Below are 18,454 nucleotides of genomic sequence, written 5' to 3'. Positions count from 1 at the left end.
GCATTTTTATGTCTATCTATGACCTAATTGGGTGCGTATAGCGCAGTACGATTTTCGCCAGTGTTCCATCGGCTCGAATGCGGGCAATAGCTGCATTGAGGGGTTTAAGCATATCGGCGCGAGAACTGTGCAGGCGAATGCGCAGCTCAGAGCGATTCACCACTGGCCCTTGTTCAATCCTTACAGCGTGCCCTCGAATTTCTGGGTGGCTGACGAGGAGGTAGGCCAGTTCAAGACGATCAATGATGCCTGCTTCTGTTCGAGCTAAAGCCACACTATTGACTTGGGCAATACTGTTAGGGCTGTCTATACGGGTGAAGTATTGGTTGCCGGCATAACCGTAGCCTCTCACTGTTGAAATGGTGCGCCCTTGCAGGTCTTGCAGACTGGTGAAGGCGAACTGGCGTCCCCGAGGAAAAATAATCACCTCTTCTGCGCTGAGAAGTGGATCACTCCAGAGTGAAACCTTTGCTTGCTCGGGGGAGGCGCGCCACGCGATATTGACGCAACACTCAATCAGAACCAGGGCCTCTTGAAAGTGTTTTTGCGCGCGTAGAGGCGGTTGTGGGCTGTCCGCCTCGAAGGTCTCGTCCAGGTGCGCGTCGAGAGCCTGCATGACATCACTGAGAATGCCACTTACCTGCCCGTCGCGAACAATCCAGTAAGGCTCCCAGCTCTCGTTGGTCACGGCATACCTCAAGGTGGATGCCTGTGACGTCAGTGGTAAAAACATCAGCAACAGTACGACTCGTAAGAACCAGCTATTCACCTTTACCCCCAACAACTACTGCCCAGTTCATGCTGCTTGGTCTGATGATGAATCGCCTCGAAACATCCTCTTTGGGGTTGAGGCCTTGAAGGGTAGATTTTTAAGCCCATACCACGGGTAAATGAAATACTCGCTATGCTCAAATAAAACCGTGAGGGTCACTAAGCTAATGCTCAGTGTTTACAGCGCTAGCCTATGGCATCCAGATTACCTTCTATGTGCGTCAAGCTTGAGCCTGCTTAAAGTCAAGCGCAGCCAAGCCGATAGGAGAGTAACCCGTGCAGCAGCCCGCTTCATAAAAGATTGAGCATGTTGCCTGATTTTTGTCACCCTTTGTACGGTTCTGCCTACAGGGTTGATGTGGTGCCTGATCTTGCTGTTGGAATGAGGAGCAGTTTAAAAGCAGTTCTGGTCGTCCCTACGTAACGTTTAATACAAGCAGGAGTGATGGCATGGCCCTAGTTCCCGTTCGACTGTCTCAACGTTTGACCCTTGGGTGTATCGTTCTGCTGATTCTCACGGCAATTGCCGTTTTTGCTGTGATGGCGTTGCGAGGGCAGCCGCGTGTTGTTGCAGCCAGTGGCGAGTTGATTGAGCAGACCGGTAGCGCCATCGTGCGTCAACTTGCTTTGCAACTGGCGCGCATTGAAGGTGTGACGGCCAGCCTGGCGCATCTTGCAGAGGTGCTGCCGCGTGACGAGGCGCTTTACCTCAATAGCCTGCCGAATTTGATCGACAGTCAAGGTGACAGAGCGATTGCAGGAGGAGGTGTTTGGCCGGAGCCAAATGCATTCAGTGACGGGGTTGTACGTCGAAGTTTCTTCTGGGCACGTGGCGCAGATGGTCGATTGGCCTATTCCGATGATTACAACGCTGACAGTGGTCCCGGTTATCACAATGATGCCTGGTATACCGGCGCGCGCAGCAGTAAGGCGGGGGAGTGCCTGTGGTCGGAGGCTTACCAGGATGCTGTGACGGGTGTCCCGATGGTCACTTGTAGTGTGCCTTATCAGCTTGAGGGGCGATTTGCAGGTGTCGCTACCTTAGACCTGCTGCTGGATGACCTTGCGCGATTTTTGACCGAGCAGGGCCAAGTGACTGATGGCTATGCTTTTGCCCTTGATCAGGCAGGCAACGTTCTGCATTTCCCGAACATGGCCGGTGGCAAAGGCAGTGCAATGATCAAATTCGACGACCTGGTGCAGCAGCATAATTGGCTGAAGCCGGTACAGGAGGCGCTGGCCAGTGGCAGCTCAGGGGCCATTCGAAACCTGGATCTGCAATATGATGAGCAACTCGATCAAGCAAGCCGTATCAGTTTGTTCGTGATGCCCGATACCGGTTGGGTAATAGGTCTTGCAACCCCGCAAGATCGAGTGACTGGGCTGGCCCATGAGCTAACCCGGGAAATCCTACTATTTCTGCTGCCGTTATTGGCAGGGGTGCTGGTGTTGGCCTGGTTAGCCGGGCGTAAGTTGATTGGCCAACTGGAGGAGACCACCGCTCAGATTGATTCGTTGGGCCGTGGATCGGCCAGCCGCGATGTTGCGCTTATCGTGCAGCGTGAAGATGAAATTGGCGCGTTGCGCCATGCGGTCAACCGCTACGCTGGGCAATTACGTACCATGCTGCAGCGCATTGCCGAGGAGGCTGAACACCTGCAGGCTGAAGCTGCACAACTGGGCGGTTTGAGCAGTACGCTGGCCGGCCGCGCGGAGCAGCAGCGGCAAGAAAATACGCAACTGGCAGCTGCTATTACCGAGATGTCGTCCAGCGCTCATGAAGTGGCTCAAAATACCAATGACTGTGCCACTACAGCGCAGAGCTCATTGGTGGTGGTGCAGCAGGGGCAGCAGAAAGTTGCTTCCAATAGTGCGGCGATTCAGGCGCTGTCGGCGGAGATGGCTGACGCTGCTTCGGTGATCAGCCGGTTGGAGAAAGACAGCCAGCAGGTTGGTGCAGTGCTGGATGTAATAAAGGCAATTTCCGAGCAGACAAACCTGCTCGCATTGAATGCTGCCATTGAGGCCGCGCGTGCTGGCGAGCAAGGGCGTGGCTTTGCCGTAGTGGCTGATGAAGTGCGTACGCTGGCGGGGAAAACACAGTCTTCCGCCAATGAGATAGGCAACATGATCAATGCCTTGCAACAGGCTTCGCGTCAGGCAGTGCAGGCCATGCAAGCGGGTGAGGCGCGTACTCAGCATGCGGTAGTTGAAGCAGAGGGCGCAGCTTCGGCGTTGTCGAGTTCAGTGCAGAGTTTTGATGATATTTCACAGCGTGCTCAGCAAATCGCCGTGGCTGCGCAGCAGCAGAGCCATGTTACTCAGGAAATAAACGAGCTTGCGGTTCGTATTCATAGTATCAGCGAAGAAAATGCACGAGACGCTCAGGCACTCGATCAGGTCAGCAGTGCCATGCAAGCATTGTCATCACGCCTTACGGGCATGAGTAGAGGGTAGATATTCGCGCTGATTTTCGGGGCTGGCCGGCAATTTTAATCCGCAGTTGCATTGATGGGCGTCCATGCCAGAGAACGCGACTTTACGCCATGAGTGTGTTCTTCGTGCTAACGAAGATTTGTGATGGCAGGTCCAGATTAAGTCACAGGTGCCTTGATTCATTTTTGACTCAGGCACCTGATTGTTCAGCCGCCACACTGTTTTGCTGGCATCTCAGGTGGTGTGCATGCCGGGCGTTCGCCAGACACTGGGATAGTGATCGTATCTTTGCGTGGCCCTTGGACTTAGCCTTCCTGCGCCCGGTATGCCCCTGGCGTAAGTCCTGTCCATTTCTTGAACGCACGATGAAATGCCGACGGTTCCGAGAAACCGAGTTGCTCGGCAATATCCTGGATCGTCAATTCATCGCGCCCCAGGTGATAGATCGCCAAATCCCGGCGAAGATGATCCTTCAACTCCTGAAAACTCGACCCCTCTTCACGTAAGTGCCGACGCAGAGTTTGCGGGCTCATATGCAATTGCTGAGCGACGGCATCTAAGTCCGGCCAGTTGCTGCAGTCGCGGCCGAGCAGGCGGCGGATCTGGCTGATCAGGCTGTCGCCGCCATCCGGGCGGGCCAGCAGGTCGGCGGGAGAGTGCTGGAGGAATTGCTTGAGCGTGCGTTCGTCTTGCAGCAGCGGCATGCTCAGGTAGCGGGCATGGAACAGCAGGCTGGTGCGCCCGGCACCAAAGCGCCGGGTGCTGGGGAACAGCAGTTCGTACTCGCTGGCATGTGCCGGTTGGCTGTAGGTAAAGGTGGCTTCTTCCAGGCGGATGCGTTGGCCAATCAGCCAGCTGCCAAGGCGATGCCAGATCACCAACAGGCTTTCCACCAGGAAATGATCCGGGTCCCACAGGGTCGAGTCATCCACACTCAGCCGCGCCCAGTCGCCTTCGCGCTGGATGCTGATGGCCGGGGCTTCGGGGAACAGGCTGTAGAACAGCGCGCCGCGGCCCAGGGCTTTTTCCAGCGAATGGCAGTGGATGATCGCGTAACACATCATGGCGAAGGTGCCGCGCTTACTGCGCATGCGGCCAAAGCCCAGGTATTCGTCGTCAAGGCTTTCCCACAGCAGCTGCACCAGGCGGGCGAACTGCTCTGGGGCGACTCGCGCGCGCGGTTCATCGAGCAGGGCGGGTTGAATCCCCAGTTGGCGCAGCAGCGGTGTGCAGTCGTGGCCCTGGCGTTCGGCGCCGCGTAAGGCAGCACGGACAAAATGGCTGGCGATGGTGCGTTCGCGCATGGGGGTCGCTCATTAAAGAAGGCGGGCCGATGGTAGACATGCGACAGCCTGTGTAACAAGCAGGCCCTTCGGTTTGATCGCGACAGGTGCGCTACCCACCCGTTGGGGGATATCCGCCAACGGCGATGGATGGGGCGTGCGGAAATCCGCCAGATCATGCCTAAGATTTCCAGGTTTGTTTTTTATATATATGATTTATAAGGATTTTTATTGTTTTAAAGAAATGGCACAAGGCTTGCGATAGGCGATGTAAGGCTGCGCTGGACGCACCTACAACAAGTCCCCTCAGCCAAGGGGGGTTAGTGCTTATTAGGGTGCTGCGGGTGTCGATGGATGATGCGCCGCAACACCGCTGAGGAACTCTGCCATGACCGCTACGACGCTCGACGTTGCCCGTCAACCGTTCTACAAAATGCTCTATGTTCAGGTGCTGGTTGCCATCACCATCGGTATTTTGCTCGGCCACTTCTACCCGGAAACCGGTGTTGCCCTCAAGCCCCTGGGTGACGGCTTCGTCAAGCTGATCAAGATGGTCATCGCGCCCATCATCTTCTGCACCGTGGTCAGCGGCATCGCCGGCATGCAGGACATGAAAACAGTCGGTAAGACCGGCGGTTATGCGCTGTTGTATTTCGAAATCGTCTCCACCATTGCCCTGCTGATCGGATTGATTGTGGTCAATCTGGCGGAGCCGGGCGTGGGTATGCACATCGATGCCAGCACCCTGGATGCCAGCAAGATTGCCGCCTATGCCCAGGCAGGCGCGCAGCAGAGCACAATCGGCTTTCTGCTTAATGTGATCCCGGCCACCGTGGTCGGTGCCTTCGCCAATGGCGATATCCTTCAGGTGTTGTTCTTCTCGGTGATCTTCGCCTTCGCCCTGCAGCACATGGGTGACTACGGCCGCCCGGTGCTGGAGTTTATCGAGCGTATCGCCCAAGTGATGTTCGGCATCATCAATATGATCATGAAGCTTGCGCCCATCGGTGCCTTCGGCGCCATGGCCTTCACTATCGGCCAGTACGGCGTTGGGTCGCTGGTGCAGCTGGGCCAGCTGATGATCTGCTTCTATATCACCTGCGTGTTTTTCATTCTGGTGGTGCTCGGTGGTATCGCCCGCGCCCATGGCTTCAGCATCCTCAAGTTCATCAAGTACATCCGCGAAGAGCTGATGATCGTGCTCGGCACCTCGTCGTCCGAGTCGGCGCTGCCGCGCATGCTCGACAAAATGGAAAAGCTTGGCGCGAAGAAGTCTGTGGTCGGCCTGGTAATCCCGACCGGTTACTCGTTCAACCTCGACGGCACCTCGATCTACCTGACCATGGCGGCGGTGTTTATCGCCCAGGCCACCGATACGCCGATGGACATCGGCCATCAGATCACCCTGTTGCTGGTGTTGCTGGTGGCGTCCAAGGGGGCGGCGGGGGTTACCGGTAGCGGCTTTATCGTGCTGGCGGCCACGCTGTCGGCAGTGGGTCATCTGCCGGTTGCCGGCTTGGCGCTGATTCTCGGGATCGACCGTTTCATGTCCGAAGCTCGCGCGCTGACCAACCTGATTGGTAACGGCGTGGCGACTATCGTGGTCGCCAAGTGGTGCAAGGAGCTGGACGAAGACACCCTGCAGCGCGAGCTGGCCAGCGGTGGCAAGGAAAATCCTGTGCCAGTAACGGCCAAGCCCGAACTGAGCTGATAGTTTAATGGTGCAATTCAGCCCGCCTTTTGGCGGGCTTTTTTATGCCCTGTAAACCGTGGCGCTCTTTCAGCGAGATGACCGAATGGGTCAATCCAGGCTGAGCGCATGGGTCATTGAGGCGCGCCAGGGGGAGGCCTAACCTGCAGCACGACTTCAATTCCCCAGGGAGCACATTCGCATGCAGCGCCTTATTTTCGATACCGAACACACGATGTTTCGCGACGCTTTTGCCGCCTTTCTGAAAAAGGAAGTGGTGCCCTATCAGGATGAGTGGGAAGCGGCGGGAGTGGTCAGCCGCGAAGTGTGGAAGAAGGCGGGTGACATGGGCTTTCTGCTGCCCTGGGCAGATGAGGAATACGGCGGCTCGGGCCTCAAGGACTTCCGCTATGAGCAGATCATGTGTGAAGAACTGGCCAAGATTAACGAGCCAGGTTTCATGATTCCGCTGCATTCGGCACTTTGCGGCCCCTACATCGCCGAGTACGGCAATGCCGAGCAGAAGGCGCGCTTTATGCCGGGCATCATCCGCGGCGAGCTGATTCTCGCGGTGGCGATGACCGAACCGAGCGCCGGTTCCGACCTGGCCGGCATGCGTACCAGCGCGGTGGATCAGGGGGATCACTACCTGCTCAACGGGTCCAAGGTGTTTATCTCCAACGGTTTGTTGGCCGATGTGGTGATCGTCGCGGCCAAGACCGATCCAAATAACAAGCACGCCATGGGCCTGTTCCTGGTCGAGCGCGGGATGGAAGGTTTCGAGCGCGGCAAAAACCTGGAAAAACTTGGCATGAAGAGCCAGGACACTGCTGAGCTGTTCTTCAATAACGTCAAGGTACCCAAGGCCAACCTGCTGGGTGACGCCAAGGGCGGCTTCTTCTATTTGATGAACATGCTGGCCCAGGAGCGTCTGACCAACGCCTGCGGCGCTGTCGCTGGTGCCGAAGCCGCGCTGCAGACCACTATCGATTATGTGAAGGAGCGTCAGGCCTTCGGCCGACCGGTGTCACACTTCCAGAACACCCGCTTCAAACTGGCGGAAATGCGCACACAAATCGATGTGGCGCAGGTGTTCGTCGATCGCTGTGTAATGGACCATAACCAGAAGAAACTCACCCCGGAAGTGGCTGCCGAAGCCAAGCTGTTTACCACTGAACTGCTGTGCAAGGTGGTCGATGAAGGCGTGCAGCTGCATGGTGGTTGGGGTTACATGTGGGAATACCCGATCTGCAAGATGTACGCAAACGCGCGCATTCAGCGCATCTTCGCCGGCACCTCGGAAATTATGAAAGAGATCATCAGCCGCGGAATGAAACTGTAATGCGCTGGCCCTGCCAGGCGATCTTGACCCTGCGTGGTGGTTGTCTGTTACAACAGGCAATCCGAGCATCAGGGGTGATGCTTGGAAAACAATAAAAACGAGGGAATGCGATGAACGAGCAACTGCCCCTGGAGCGTTTCGCGCTCTGGGTCGAGAAACGCCCGGATGCGGTCTGGCTCAGCCAGCCGGCCAACGGCCAATGGCATGACTTTACCTGGGCGCAGGTCGATGACCAGGCGCGGCGCATGGCCAGCGCTCTGCACGCTCTGGGTTGCGTGCCGGGGGATCGCGTAGCACTGCTGGCGAAGAACTGCGCCGAGTGGTTTATCGCCGACCTGGCGATCATGCTCGCCGGGCTGATCAGCGTGCCGTTGTACCCGCTGCAATCGGCCGAGAGCATCGACTACGTGCTGCGTCATTCGCAGTGCAAGGTGATCTTCCTCGGCAAGCTGGATGAGCCGGCCAAGCTCGCGCCGGGTATCCCGGCCGAGGTAATGCGCATCGCCATGCCATACCCGACTATCGATGCCAACCATGGCTGGCATGCCTTGCTGGCGGCGCATCAGCCCTTGCATGATGGCCACGCACAGTCGCCGGATGAGTTACTGAGTATCCTTTATACCTCCGGCACGACTGGCCAACCCAAGGGCGTAATGCTCTCGGCCAAGGCCTTTGCGGTTGCCGGCGGGCGTTCGGTGAAGGAGCTGCAGATCACCGAACAGGATCAGTTCTTCTCCTATCTGCCACTGTCGCATGCCGCCGAGCGCTTTCTGGTGGAGATGAACAGCCTGTTCAGTGGCGCTCGGGTGGCCTTTGTCGAATCCCTGGAAACCTTTGCCAGCGACCTCAAGCGTGTACGGCCAACGGTGTTCTTCTCCGTGCCCCGTCTTTGGACGCGCTTTCAGCAGGGTGTGCTGGAAAAACTGCCGCAGGCCAAGCTGGCGCGATTGCTACGCATCCCGCTGCTCGGCGGTCTGGTGGCGCGCAAGATTCGCAAGGGGCTTGGGCTGGACCGCGCACGCATTCTGGTCAGTGGTGCGGCGGCGATACCACGAGCGTTGCTCGACTGGTACCAAAGCATCGGCATGACCCTCTGCGAGGGCTACGGCATGACCGAGCACCTGGCCTATGGTTGCTTCAATCGTCCCGGGCAAGTGCGTTTTGGCACGGTGGGCCGACCGATGCCGGGTAATGAGCTGCGTATCGCCGAGAATGGCGAAATTCTCCTGCGTTGCCCCAGCCTGATGCTGGGCTATTACCTGGATCCGGAGAAAACCGCAGAAACCATCACCGACGGCTGGCTGCACACCGGCGACAAGGGCGAGGTCGACGCGACCGGTTACCTGAAAATCACCGGGAGGGTGAAGGACATCTTCAAGACCAGCAAGGGCAAGTACATCGCCCCGGCGCCGATTGAGGGCGAGATTGCCAAAAATCTGTGGGTTGAGCAGGTGTGCCTGATGGGCAGTAATCTCGACCAGCCGCTGGCGTTGATTGAACTCTCGCCCGCCGCGCGTGAGCAACCGCGTGAGCAGATCACGGCGGATTTGCAGCAGACCTTGCAACAGCTCAATGCGCAGTTGCAGGCGCATGAACGGGTCAGTCACTTTGTACTGGTGCGCGAAGCCTGGACCGTAGACAACGGTTGCATGACCCCGACCATGAAGATTCGCCGTAACGTACTGGAAGCGCGCTTCGCCGATCAGCTGGCGGCACTGGATGCCAGGCAGCCACTGCATTGGCAGTGAGCGCTGGGTAGCCCGGATGCAATCCGGGAATTTGTTGATATTCCCCGGATTGCATCCGGGCTACGGGATTGAGTTCCCTGAGGAGCTGTTATGCAAGGCCCGCTGTCGTCATTGAAAGTGCTGGATTTTTCCACCCTGTTGCCAGGGCCGTTTGCCTCTTTATTGCTGGCTGACATGGGGGCTGAAGTACTGCGTGTCGAATCGCCGAGCCGTATGGATCTGGTGCGTGTGCTGCCGCCGCATGACGGCGGCGTATCGGCCAGTCATGCTTACCTTAACCGCAACAAGCGCTGCATCGCCCTCGACCTGAAAAAGCCTGAAGCGGTGGAGATGGTCAAACAGCTGGTAGCCGAATACGACATCGTTCTGGAGCAGTTCCGCCCCGGGGTGATGGATAAGCTCGGCGTAGGCTATGAGGCATTGAAAGCGATTAACCCGAAACTGATTTATGTGTCGATCACCGGTTACGGCCAGAGCGGCCCGTACAAGGACCGCGCCGGCCACGACATCAACTACCTGGCCCTGGCCGGTATCGCCAGCTACACCGGGCGCCGTGAAGCCGGGCCGCTGCCGCTGGGGATTCAGGCGGCGGATATTGCAGGTGGTTCACTGCACGGGGTGATCGGCCTGCTCGCGGCGGTGATTCAACGCCAGGCCACGGGGCTGGGCCAGCAGGTGGATATCAGCATGACCGACTGCGCCTTCAGCCTGCACGGTATGGCCGGCGCAGGGTATCTGGCAGCTGGGGTGGAGCCGGCGATGGAAACCCAGGCGCTGAACGGCGGTAGTTTCTACGATTACTACCGCACCCGCGATGCTCGCTGGTTCTCGGTTGGCAGTCTGGAGCCTCAATTCATGCAGCAGTTCTGCGCCGCAATTGGCCGCCCTGAACTGGCCGCGCGCGGGCTGTCGCAGAAGCCGGAAGATCAGCAGGCGCTCAAGCACGAGATCGAAACCGAGTTCGAGAAACGCGACTTTGCCGAGTGGAGTCAGGTGTTCGCCGGGCTTGACGCTTGCGTGGAGCCGATGCTCAATCTCAGCGAGGCGGTCGAACACCCGCAGATCAAAGCCCGCGGTCTGGTCACCGAGGTGCCGCGTGCGGGCAATAAGCCGCAGGCGCAGATTGCCTGCCCGATCAAGTTTTCCAGCGGCTTGTCTGAACCTCGACATATCGGCGCAACTTTGGGTGCGCACACCAGCGAAGTGCTGGGAGAGCTGGGCTACACCGTTGAGCAGATTGACCAGCTCAGGGCGGCCAAGGTCGTCGTTTGAGTTTGCGCACACGTTTCAAGTCAACTGGTGTGTGGTTTGCTCGTGCCGATTGAAAGGTTGCTCGTAAAACGCTGATTTTTCCGGCATAAGCCTGGGGCATTTTGCCTACGGGCGTATTGGGGTCGGAAAATATGTATCACGGCGAACGTTTCAATGCCTGGACTCATCTGCTCGGCGCGGTGCTGGCCTGCGCCGGGGCGGTGTGGCTATTAGTGCTGGCGAGCCTGGATGGCGAGTTGCGCAAGATCATCAGCGTGGCAATCTATGGTCTGACGCTGGTGCTGCTCTACAGCATATCCACGCTCTACCACAGTGTGCAGGGCCGGGCGAAAGTGCTGATGCGCAAGCTCGATCACCTGTCGATCTATCTGTTGATTGCCGGCAGCTATACGCCGTTCTGCCTGGTGACCCTCGAAGGTGCCTGGGGCTGGACGCTGTTTGGCATTGTCTGGGTGCTAGCAGTCATTGGCATGCTGCAGGAGATCAAGCCGCGTTCTGAGGCGCGGGTGCTGTCGATTGTGATCTACGCGGTGATGGGCTGGATTGTGCTGATCGCGGTCAAGCCGCTGATTGCTGCGTTGGGTATGGAGGGGTTTATCTGGCTGGCCGGCGGCGGGATGCTGTACACGGTGGGGATCGTCTTTTTCGCCTATGACAGCCGCTTTCGTCACTGGCATGGCATCTGGCATCTGTTCGTCATGGGCGGCAGTCTGATGCACTTTGTCGCGGTGCAGCGTTACGTTCTTTGATTGCCCAGGGGGTTATTCGACGCGCTGTTCGCCGGTATAGCTCAAGGTCACCTTGCAACGTCTGCAGTAGTAGCGCCGGCCCTTGCTGACCAGGGCATGGCGCTGGGCGGAAAACGGGAACTCCCCCTGCGGGCAACGGCAACGGTAGATATAGCGGCTGACCGTGCGCCGCTGTACCGCATAACTGTGGCAGCGGTTGGGCGGCAGTTCATACACGCCGCGCATGATCAGTTGCCATTCCTCGCCGTGGGGTTGAATCTTCAGTCCGAACAGCTGATGGGCGATCAGGTGTGCCACTTCATGGGGAACGGTCTGCCTGAGAAAATCTTCGCGGTTCTCCCGGTACAGCTGCGGGTTGAAGCGCAGCTTGTTTTCCGTCAGGTGCGCAACGCCGGCCTTTTGTCCACGCAGCTTGAAGCTGATCTCGGCGCGGGCAAAGGGGCGCTTGAAAAAGGCTTCAGCCTGTTGGTAGCAGTGTTCTACGCGGCTTAGGAGGTGTTCGGGCATAAGTGCGGCTATCGCGGCTGGGGCAGCGATTATGCCCAAGCCGCGCAGCGATCACAGCCCTGAAACGACGAAACCACCCGCGGGTGGTTTCGTCTTGTGTCATTAGCTGTTGTATTAGCTGGTGTAGACCGGTCCTACTCCAAAGCCCCAGAGAATTACCGAGGCGGCAATCATCGCCACCAGCACCACCAGGCCTACAGCCAGCACCGAGCTGGAGAACATAAAGCCTTCATCCTCGGGGATGCCCATAAAGGTCGGTATGCCGACATACAGCAGGTACACCGTGTAACAGATGGCCGCCGTGCCCACTACCATGGCCAACCAGAGGTGCGGGTAAAGCGCTGCCAATCCACCGATAAACAAGGGGGTGGCGGTGTAGGCCGCGAAGACCACGCATTGTGTGAGGTTAGGGCTGGCATCGTAGGTACGTGCCATCCAGTGGATAAACCCCCCCATCACGGCTACGCCAGCCAGCATCGCCAGGTAAGTCATGATGGTCATTTGCAGCGCGCTCGCTTCGGTCAGCATCACCGGTGCTCGATCACCAATGGCCCAGCCAACCTGGGTGGTGCCGATATAGGCAGAGACGGTGGGTATGGCCGCGAGAACCAGGATGTGCGTGAGGTACATGTGGCTGATGGTTTCTTCTTCGCCACGAATTTCCTGCCATTCCTGATCGGGATGGGTAAACAGCCCCAAAACATGATGGATCATGTCAGACCTCCTGTTGTTATAGCGGCCGTCCCCCAGTAGAACGCCTGAGCCGCATGTGCAGCGGTGTCAGGTGCTGTACCAAACCTGTGCGACCGTATGTCGCAGTATAGGCAGCCAAAAGCATTGGCAAAGGGGTTGGGTTAGAGCAAATCGTGCTCTCAAGTGCGGCCGTAATAGCGTTCTAGGATTTCCATGGCCTTGTTGATCGACTGCAGGCGCGCTGTGCTGCCGCCGCGATCCGGGTGATGCTGACTCACCAGTTGCCGGTAGCGGTGTTTGATTGTGGCGAGATTGAGCGTCTGCTCGCGGCCTTCGAGCTCGAACAGCTCCAGTGCCGCCTGTTTCTCTTCGCTGCCGTGCATGCGCGTCCAGAAGCTCAGCAGCAGGTTGGCCACATCCTGTTCATCGGTGTCGTTGAGCTGGCTAAGATTGAGGTAATAGTCGCGCAGCGGGTCGTGTTCGCTCAGTTCGCAGCTGCCGGGCTGATAGGGCAGCAGCTGGATCTTCAGCGCACTGATCTGCAGGTAGCCGCTCTGGCTGGCCAAGAGCTGGTCGCGCAGGCGATAGAGGGCGTTGAACAGGAGAAAATGAGTGCGAAACAGCACCAATTTGTCCGTCAGGGGCTGGTTAGGGATATGCGTGCACTGGCGGGCTTTCAGCAGTTGGATCAACTGGTACTCGCCCAGTCCGCCAGGGGCCGTGCGCAGCAGCTCATGCAGTTGTTCGGGCAGCTCGAAGCTGGTGTCGAAATCGTCGTTCATCGGCCGAGCCTAGCATTTCCGTCACGGTGGGGTAGGGCGCGTCACGCTTTCTGCGTAAAATGCCGCATCCTCAACGACTTCCGGATTCCAGCGCACCATGGGTACCCTCTCGGTCAACCAGAACAAACTGCAAAAACGCCTGCGTCGTCAGGCTGGCGAAGCCATTGCCGACTTCAACATGATCGAGGATGGCGACAAGGTCATGGTCTGCCTGTCCGGCGGCAAAGACAGCTACACCATGCTCGATGTGCTGCTGCACCTGCAAAAAGTCGCGCCAATTAAGTTCGAGATTGTTGCGGTGAACATGGACCAGAAGCAGCCGGGTTTTCCTGAGCACGTGCTGCCGGCCTATCTGGAGTCCATCGGCGTGCCGTACCACATCGTCGAGAAGGACACCTACTCGGTGGTCAAGGAGAAAATTCCGGAAGGCAAAACCACCTGTTCGCTGTGTTCACGCCTGCGTCGCGGCACCCTGTACACCTTTGCCGATGAGATCGGCGCGACCAAGATGGCCTTGGGGCATCACCGAGACGACATCCTGGAAACCTTCTTCCTCAATATGTTTTATGGCGGTACGTTGAAGGCCATGCCGCCCAAGTTGCGCGCCGATGACGGCCGCAACGTGGTGATTCGGCCGCTGGCCTACTGCAGCGAGAGCGATATCGAGGCTTACAGCCAGCTCAAGGAATTCCCGATCATTCCGTGCAACCTGTGTGGTTCCCAGGAAAACCTGCAGCGCCAGGTGGTCAAGGAAATGCTGCAGGACTGGGAGCGCAAGTCGCCGGGGCGCACCGAGATCATGTTCCGCGCCCTGCAGAACGTGGTGCCCTCGCAGCTGGCTGACCGCAACCTGTTCGACTTTAAGAGCCTGAAGATCGACGACAGCGCCACGCCGCGTTTCCTCGATGTGATGAACCTCTGATCCAGCGGTTTCCCGGCTCAAGGATTGCTTGATGCGCGATTACAAATGGCTTAACGAATACTGCCTGAACCGCTTTGGCTCGGCCGCAGCGCTGGAGTCGATCCTGCCGCAGCCGCGCAGCATCGAGGAGTTGCGTGCGATCACTGATGATCGCTACCTGTCGGTGCTCAGCCTGCGGATCTTCCGCGCTGGCCTCAAGCACAGTCTGGTGGACGCCAAATGGCCGGCCTTCGAGCAGGTGTTCTTCGGGTTCGACCCGGAGAAAGTCGTGCTGATGGGTGCTGAGCGCCTGGAAAACCTGATGCAGGACGCGCGCATCATTCGCCACCTGGGCAAGCTCAAGAGTGTGCCGCGCAACGCCCAGTTTATTCTTGATGTGCAAAAAGATAAGGGCAGTTTTGGTGCGCTGATCGCCGACTGGCCGGTGAGCGATGTGGTCGGGTTGTGGAAGTACCTGGCCAAGCACGGTTGTCAGTTGGGCGGGCTGTCAGCACCGCGTTTTTTGCGCATGGTCGGCAAGGACACCTTCGTCCCGACCGATGATGTGGTCGCAGCGCTGAAGGCGCAGCAGATCATCGACAAGGCACCGACCAGCTTGAAAGAGCTGGCTGCAGTGCAGGCTGCGTTCAACCAGTGGCAGGCTCAAAGCGGGCGGCCGTTGTGTCAGCTGTCGGTAATGCTGGCACATACGGTCAATCACTGAGCAGGTAGGTGTAGGGTGGATGAGGCGTTTCCATCCGCCATGGCGCTGTTGCAGGGGACGAAAAGAGCGCTGTCTATGCATGAGGGATCGAGATGGACGAGGTTATTGCCCGCGTTGCCCAGGCAGTCGTAGCGGCTGATCGCATCTTGCTGATTACCGGTGCCGGGCTGTCTGCCGATTCCGGTTTGCCCACCTATCGCGGCCTCGGCGGTCTGTATAACGGCCACACAGCGGAAGGTTTGCCGATTGAGGCGGCACTCTCCGGTTCGATGCTGCAGCGTGATCCTGCGTTGTGCTGGAAATACCTGGCGGAGCTGGGCAGGGCCTGCCTGGGCGCGCAAGCCAATGCAGGGCATCACGCGATTGCCGAGCTGCAGCGCAGAAAACCGCAGTGCTGGTTGTTGACCCAAAATATCGACGGCTACCACCGCGCTGCAGGTAGCCCGATGGAGCGGGTTATCGAGATTCATGGTGAGCTGGCGCCGCTGTATTGCCAGTCCTGCGGCGCTGTCGACGCCGAACTGGCGGAGCACCTTGAACGGCCGCTGCCACCCAAATGCCGGCAATGCGCCGGGGTGCTGCGTCCGCCGGTGGTGTTGTTCGAAGAAATGCTGCCTGAGCAGGCCATCACCACACTCTATGCCGAAGTGCGCAAAGGCTTTGAAGTGGTGATCAGTATCGGCACCAGTGCGAGCTTTCCGTATATCGTCGAGCCGCTGCTGCGCACCCGCCAGGCGGGCGGCTTCACCGTGGAGATCAACCCGCAGCGCACCGACTTGAGCGAGCGGGTGGACGTGCATCTACAAGGGCGGGCGTTAGATGTTTTACCGGCACTTCTGAGTCACATTTAGATCCATAGAATTTGCAAATGTATGCCATAGAGGGCATAGTCGTTTACTTGTGAAATTCATCGACACGGTCGTGCCCATGCTCAAACGCCTCGCACCCCTCGTGCCTCTCGCACTTTCCATGGTTCTGGCCGCTTGTGCCAACCACGCACCTCAATCCGTATTGAGTAGTGAGCCCGAAGTCTTCTCTTCAACAGATCTGGCCGGCTTTGATGAACAAGCCAAAGAAGCCGCTCTCGGCGATTTCACCGAAGAAAAATCCTACAAACTGCCACAGCTGGCTGACAGCATCCTGTCCCATGGTCTGTCACTAGTAGGGACGCGTTATCGCTTTGGTGGTGTCTCGGTCAGTTCCGGTTTCGACTGCAGCGGTTTTATTGGTTATTTGTTCAAAGAAGAAGCGGGCATGCAGTTGCCGCGCTCTTCGCGGGACATGATCAATATTGATGCTCCGCTGGTATCACGTGACGAGTTGAAACCGGGCGATCTGCTGTTCTTCAGTACCAGTGGGCGAAATCGCGTCAGTCATGCCGGCATCTACATGGGTGACAACCAGTTCATCCACTCCAGCAGCAGCCGCAGCGGCGGTGTGCGGGTCGACAGCCTGGAAGACCGTTATTGGAAGCGCACTTTCATCGAGGCCAAGCGTGCATTGGCCATGGCACCCGGCGATAACCTGGTGCGTCACCCCTGAGCCTGTGGACGACTGTCCAATGTGCAGTCGCTTCTCAGGTTTGCTCATCTGATGCATCTCGATAGTTTTCAATAACCTGCCAAGTAAAGCTAAAGCTTGCACTACGATGTGCAAGCCGGCAGAGTAGGGCGCATCCCGGCTCAGGATCGCCTTATCCATGACCGCTATTGCCCGTTTCAGCCTGCTGGTCGTCGTCGCGCTGCTCAGCGCCTGCTCCAGTCGTGCACCTGCTCCAATCCCGCCACCCGTTATGCAAACACCCAACAGCAACTTTAACGGCAATGCTGATGACGTGTTGTTTCGCGCCCTGGGCTTGGTCGGTACGCCATATCGCTACGGCGGCAACACTCCGGATGGTGGCTTCGACTGCAGTGGTCTGATTGGTTATGTCTACCGCGATGCCGCGGGCATCAGCTTGCCGCGCTCGACCCGTGATCTGATCAGCATGCGCGTCCCGGCTGTCGGCCGCGACCGCCTGCAAAGCGGTGATCTGGTGTTCTTTGCCACCAATGGCGGCAGCCAGGTCAGCCATGCTGGCATCTACGTCGGCGATGGCCGTTTTGTTCATGCACCTTCCAGCGGCGGCACTGTGCGCCTGGATAGCCTGAGCAATTCGTATTGGCAGCGCACTTATCTAAATGCCAAGCGCGTGTTCTCCCCGGAACTGGCGCGCAACCCCTAACAGCCTTGGTTTGCAGAGGGAGTAGGCATGACTAATCAAACACTCAATCTCGATACCGGCCTGTACCAATACCTGCTGGATGTCTCGCTGCGTGAAACACCGCTGCTCAAGCGCCTGCGTGAGGAAACCGCACAGTTCAGTACTGCTCGCTGGCAGATTGCCCCCGAGCAGGGACAGTTCATGGCCTTGCTGGTACAGCTGACTGGGGCGCGGCGGATTGTTGAGGTCGGCACCTTTACCGGCTATAGCGCCATCTGCATGGCCCAGGCCATGCCCGAGGATGGCTGGTTGATCTGCTGTGATATCCCCGGCGAGTACAACGCCACGGCCGAGCGTTACTGGCTTGAGGCCGGGCTAAGCTCGCGTATCAAGCTGCGCCTGGCTCCGGCCTTACAAACCCTCGCAGCACTGGAGGCTGAAGGTCTGGCTGGCAGTATTGACCTGCTGTTTATCGACGCCGACAAGGTCAATTACCCAACCTATCTGGAACATGCCCTGCGTCTGGTGCGCCAGGGCGGGCTGATCCTGTTCGATAACACCCTGTGGAGCGGGCGTGTGCTTGAGGAAAACCCCGAAAGCGCCGACACCCGAGCCATTCAGGCGCTCAACCTGGCGCTGCGCGATGATCCGCGCCTCGACCTCTCCCTGTTGCCGTTGGGCGACGGCCTGAGTCTTTGCCGTAAACGCTGAACCCGTATGCCTGAACCGATTCGTCTGCCCGAACAACCTGATGCCTGCGAGCTCTGCACCCGCGCTGCCACGTTGACGCGTCACCATCTGATCCCCAAGGCGCTGCACAACAAGGTTTATGTGCAGAAACGCTTCGGTAAAAGTGAGCGCATCAGCGCCACGCTTTGGGTCTGCCGCGCCTGCCACAACCAGATTCACCGGCTGTTCAGCGAAAAGGAGCTGGCGTTGACTTACAACAACCGCGACAGCTTGCTCAGCGATGAGCGTTTGCGAACCTTTGTCGAATGGCTGGCGAACAAGCCTGCGGGCTTTATGCCGAGGCACTGAGCTGCGCTGTTTGTGTACACGTGACGCAATGGGCGGCGCATTCGTTTGACGCTTAATCATGAACTCTCTAACCTTCGCGCCTTGTAGCAGGTGCCCCCAACGCATTGCGTGTGCGGGGTGAAACAGGGAAGTCGGTGCGCTGTGCGTGTGAACGCCCGCTATTCCGACGCTGCCCCCGCAACGGTAAGTGAGTCAAACGCCGCAAGAGCCACTGTGCGTGATGCATGGGAAGGTGCGGTCGTGAGCCATTCGGCTCGCTCACAAGCCCGGAGACCGGCCTGCTGCAGTCCACGGCATCGCGGAGGGCGATGGCTG

The 18,454-nt window shown here is 58.3% G+C and carries 18 protein-coding genes and 1 riboswitch; of the genes, 13 read left to right on the top strand and 5 right to left on the bottom strand.

Annotated elements, in window-relative coordinates; translation table 11 throughout:
* Positions 1-16: 16 nt before the first annotated feature.
* Positions 17-688: a substrate-binding periplasmic protein gene (locus tag OU997_RS19375; protein ID WP_256582983.1), complete on the bottom strand. Its 672-nt coding sequence runs from the start codon at positions 686-688 to the stop codon at positions 17-19.
* 533 nt (positions 689-1,221) lie between these two features.
* On the opposite strand from OU997_RS19375, the gene OU997_RS19370 reads away from it, so the two are divergent.
* Positions 1,222-3,228: a methyl-accepting chemotaxis protein gene (locus OU997_RS19370; protein WP_108487526.1), complete on the top strand. Its 2,007-nt coding sequence runs from the start codon at positions 1,222-1,224 to the stop codon at positions 3,226-3,228.
* A gap of 284 nt (positions 3,229-3,512) precedes the next feature.
* On the opposite strand, the gene OU997_RS19365 is transcribed toward OU997_RS19370, so the two are convergent.
* Entirely contained in the window at positions 3,513-4,511 is a 999-nt protein-coding gene (locus OU997_RS19365; RefSeq protein WP_267808125.1) for an AraC family transcriptional regulator, read from the bottom strand.
* A 367-nt stretch (positions 4,512-4,878) separates the two neighbouring features.
* On the opposite strand from OU997_RS19365, the gene OU997_RS19360 reads away from it, so the two are divergent.
* From OU997_RS19360 to trhA, 5 genes are all read left to right on the top strand, one after another.
* Entirely contained in the window at positions 4,879-6,201 is a 1,323-nt protein-coding gene (locus OU997_RS19360) for a dicarboxylate/amino acid:cation symporter (protein ID WP_267808123.1), read from the top strand.
* 181 nt (positions 6,202-6,382) lie between these two features.
* A complete protein-coding gene (locus OU997_RS19355) occupies positions 6,383-7,522 on the top strand; it encodes an acyl-CoA dehydrogenase family protein (protein ID WP_108487521.1) in 1,140 nt (379 codons plus the stop codon).
* Positions 7,523-7,632: 110 nt separating this feature from the next.
* Positions 7,633-9,270, top strand: a complete 1,638-nt coding sequence (locus OU997_RS19350) for an AMP-binding protein (RefSeq protein WP_108487519.1) — start codon at positions 7,633-7,635, stop codon at positions 9,268-9,270.
* Positions 9,271-9,360: 90 nt separating this feature from the next.
* The gene (locus tag OU997_RS19345; RefSeq protein ID WP_267808120.1) at positions 9,361-10,542 is read left to right on the top strand and encodes a CaiB/BaiF CoA transferase family protein; all 1,182 of its coding nucleotides are present in this window, start codon (positions 9,361-9,363) and stop codon (positions 10,540-10,542) included.
* Between the two features lie 131 nt (positions 10,543-10,673).
* Positions 10,674-11,291 carry a PAQR family membrane homeostasis protein TrhA gene (trhA, locus tag OU997_RS19340; RefSeq protein WP_267808118.1) on the top strand — a complete coding sequence of 206 codons (618 nt, stop codon included), beginning with the start codon at positions 10,674-10,676 and terminating at the stop codon, positions 11,289-11,291.
* 12 nt (positions 11,292-11,303) lie between these two features.
* On the opposite strand, the gene OU997_RS19335 is transcribed toward trhA, so the two are convergent.
* From OU997_RS19335 to OU997_RS19325, 3 genes are all read right to left on the bottom strand, one after another.
* Complete coding sequence (locus OU997_RS19335; protein WP_267808117.1) at positions 11,304-11,798, bottom strand: SprT family zinc-dependent metalloprotease; 495 nt, start codon at positions 11,796-11,798, stop codon at positions 11,304-11,306.
* Positions 11,799-11,912: 114 nt separating this feature from the next.
* Positions 11,913-12,512, bottom strand: coding sequence for a Yip1 family protein (locus tag OU997_RS19330; protein WP_108487512.1), 600 nt, complete (start codon positions 12,510-12,512; stop codon positions 11,913-11,915).
* 158 nt (positions 12,513-12,670) lie between these two features.
* Positions 12,671-13,273: a DNA-J related domain-containing protein gene (locus OU997_RS19325; protein ID WP_108487511.1), complete on the bottom strand. Its 603-nt coding sequence runs from the start codon at positions 13,271-13,273 to the stop codon at positions 12,671-12,673.
* Between the two features lie 97 nt (positions 13,274-13,370).
* Between OU997_RS19325 and ttcA the strand changes: the two genes are divergently transcribed.
* The 7 genes from ttcA to OU997_RS19290 all read left to right on the top strand — a co-directional run bounded on the left by ttcA (position 13,371) and on the right by OU997_RS19290 (position 18,139).
* The gene (gene ttcA / locus OU997_RS19320) at positions 13,371-14,195 is read left to right on the top strand and encodes a tRNA 2-thiocytidine(32) synthetase TtcA (protein WP_257778575.1); all 825 of its coding nucleotides are present in this window, start codon (positions 13,371-13,373) and stop codon (positions 14,193-14,195) included.
* Positions 14,196-14,226: 31 nt separating this feature from the next.
* A complete protein-coding gene (locus OU997_RS19315; protein WP_267808114.1) occupies positions 14,227-14,898 on the top strand; it encodes a DNA-3-methyladenine glycosylase I in 672 nt (223 codons plus the stop codon).
* Positions 14,899-14,984: 86 nt separating this feature from the next.
* Complete coding sequence (locus OU997_RS19310) at positions 14,985-15,749, top strand: NAD-dependent deacylase (RefSeq protein ID WP_371920648.1); 765 nt, start codon at positions 14,985-14,987, stop codon at positions 15,747-15,749.
* Between the two features lie 76 nt (positions 15,750-15,825).
* Positions 15,826-16,440: a C40 family peptidase gene (locus OU997_RS19305; protein ID WP_108487549.1), complete on the top strand. Its 615-nt coding sequence runs from the start codon at positions 15,826-15,828 to the stop codon at positions 16,438-16,440.
* A gap of 157 nt (positions 16,441-16,597) precedes the next feature.
* Entirely contained in the window at positions 16,598-17,122 is a 525-nt protein-coding gene (locus tag OU997_RS19300; RefSeq protein ID WP_108487507.1) for a C40 family peptidase, read from the top strand.
* 27 nt (positions 17,123-17,149) lie between these two features.
* On the top strand, positions 17,150-17,812 hold the full coding sequence (locus tag OU997_RS19295; protein WP_108487506.1) for an O-methyltransferase: 663 nt from the start codon (positions 17,150-17,152) through the stop codon (positions 17,810-17,812).
* 6 nt (positions 17,813-17,818) lie between these two features.
* A complete protein-coding gene (locus tag OU997_RS19290; protein WP_108487505.1) occupies positions 17,819-18,139 on the top strand; it encodes a hypothetical protein in 321 nt (106 codons plus the stop codon).
* 71 nt (positions 18,140-18,210) lie between these two features.
* Positions 18,211-18,436, top strand: a riboswitch (cobalamin riboswitch).
* Positions 18,437-18,454 lie beyond the last annotated feature (18 nt).

Origin of the sequence: Pseudomonas sp. SL4(2022) (genome assembly GCF_026625725.1) — a bacterium.
Taxonomy (GTDB): Bacteria; Pseudomonadota; Gammaproteobacteria; order Pseudomonadales; family Pseudomonadaceae; genus Aquipseudomonas.
Note: the sequence above shows the minus strand (reverse complement) of the source record. Positions and strands in the feature narration are given on the sequence as shown.

What these genes read in the sequence shown, in the direction of transcription:
- OU997_RS19325 (WP_108487511.1), bottom strand. Translation starts at nt 13,273, where the DNA reads ATGAACGACGATTTCGACACCAGCTTCGAGCTGCCCGAACAACTGCAT.
- ttcA (WP_257778575.1), top strand. Translation starts at nt 13,371, where the DNA reads ATGGGTACCCTCTCGGTCAACCAGAACAAACTGCAAAAACGCCTGCGT.
- OU997_RS19305 (WP_108487549.1), top strand. Translation starts at nt 15,826, where the DNA reads ATGCTCAAACGCCTCGCACCCCTCGTGCCTCTCGCACTTTCCATGGTT.
- OU997_RS19300 (WP_108487507.1), top strand. Translation starts at nt 16,598, where the DNA reads ATGACCGCTATTGCCCGTTTCAGCCTGCTGGTCGTCGTCGCGCTGCTC.
- OU997_RS19330 (WP_108487512.1), bottom strand. Translation starts at nt 12,512, where the DNA reads ATGATCCATCATGTTTTGGGGCTGTTTACCCATCCCGATCAGGAATGG.
- OU997_RS19315 (WP_267808114.1), top strand. Translation starts at nt 14,227, where the DNA reads ATGCGCGATTACAAATGGCTTAACGAATACTGCCTGAACCGCTTTGGC.
- OU997_RS19360 (WP_267808123.1), top strand. Translation starts at nt 4,879, where the DNA reads ATGACCGCTACGACGCTCGACGTTGCCCGTCAACCGTTCTACAAAATG.
- OU997_RS19370 (WP_108487526.1), top strand. Translation starts at nt 1,222, where the DNA reads ATGGCCCTAGTTCCCGTTCGACTGTCTCAACGTTTGACCCTTGGGTGT.
- OU997_RS19345 (WP_267808120.1), top strand. Translation starts at nt 9,361, where the DNA reads ATGCAAGGCCCGCTGTCGTCATTGAAAGTGCTGGATTTTTCCACCCTG.
- OU997_RS19295 (WP_108487506.1), top strand. Translation starts at nt 17,150, where the DNA reads ATGACTAATCAAACACTCAATCTCGATACCGGCCTGTACCAATACCTG.
- OU997_RS19355 (WP_108487521.1), top strand. Translation starts at nt 6,383, where the DNA reads ATGCAGCGCCTTATTTTCGATACCGAACACACGATGTTTCGCGACGCT.
- OU997_RS19290 (WP_108487505.1), top strand. Translation starts at nt 17,819, where the DNA reads ATGCCTGAACCGATTCGTCTGCCCGAACAACCTGATGCCTGCGAGCTC.
- OU997_RS19365 (WP_267808125.1), bottom strand. Translation starts at nt 4,511, where the DNA reads ATGCGCGAACGCACCATCGCCAGCCATTTTGTCCGTGCTGCCTTACGC.
- OU997_RS19335 (WP_267808117.1), bottom strand. Translation starts at nt 11,798, where the DNA reads ATGCCCGAACACCTCCTAAGCCGCGTAGAACACTGCTACCAACAGGCT.
- OU997_RS19350 (WP_108487519.1), top strand. Translation starts at nt 7,633, where the DNA reads ATGAACGAGCAACTGCCCCTGGAGCGTTTCGCGCTCTGGGTCGAGAAA.
- trhA (WP_267808118.1), top strand. Translation starts at nt 10,674, where the DNA reads ATGTATCACGGCGAACGTTTCAATGCCTGGACTCATCTGCTCGGCGCG.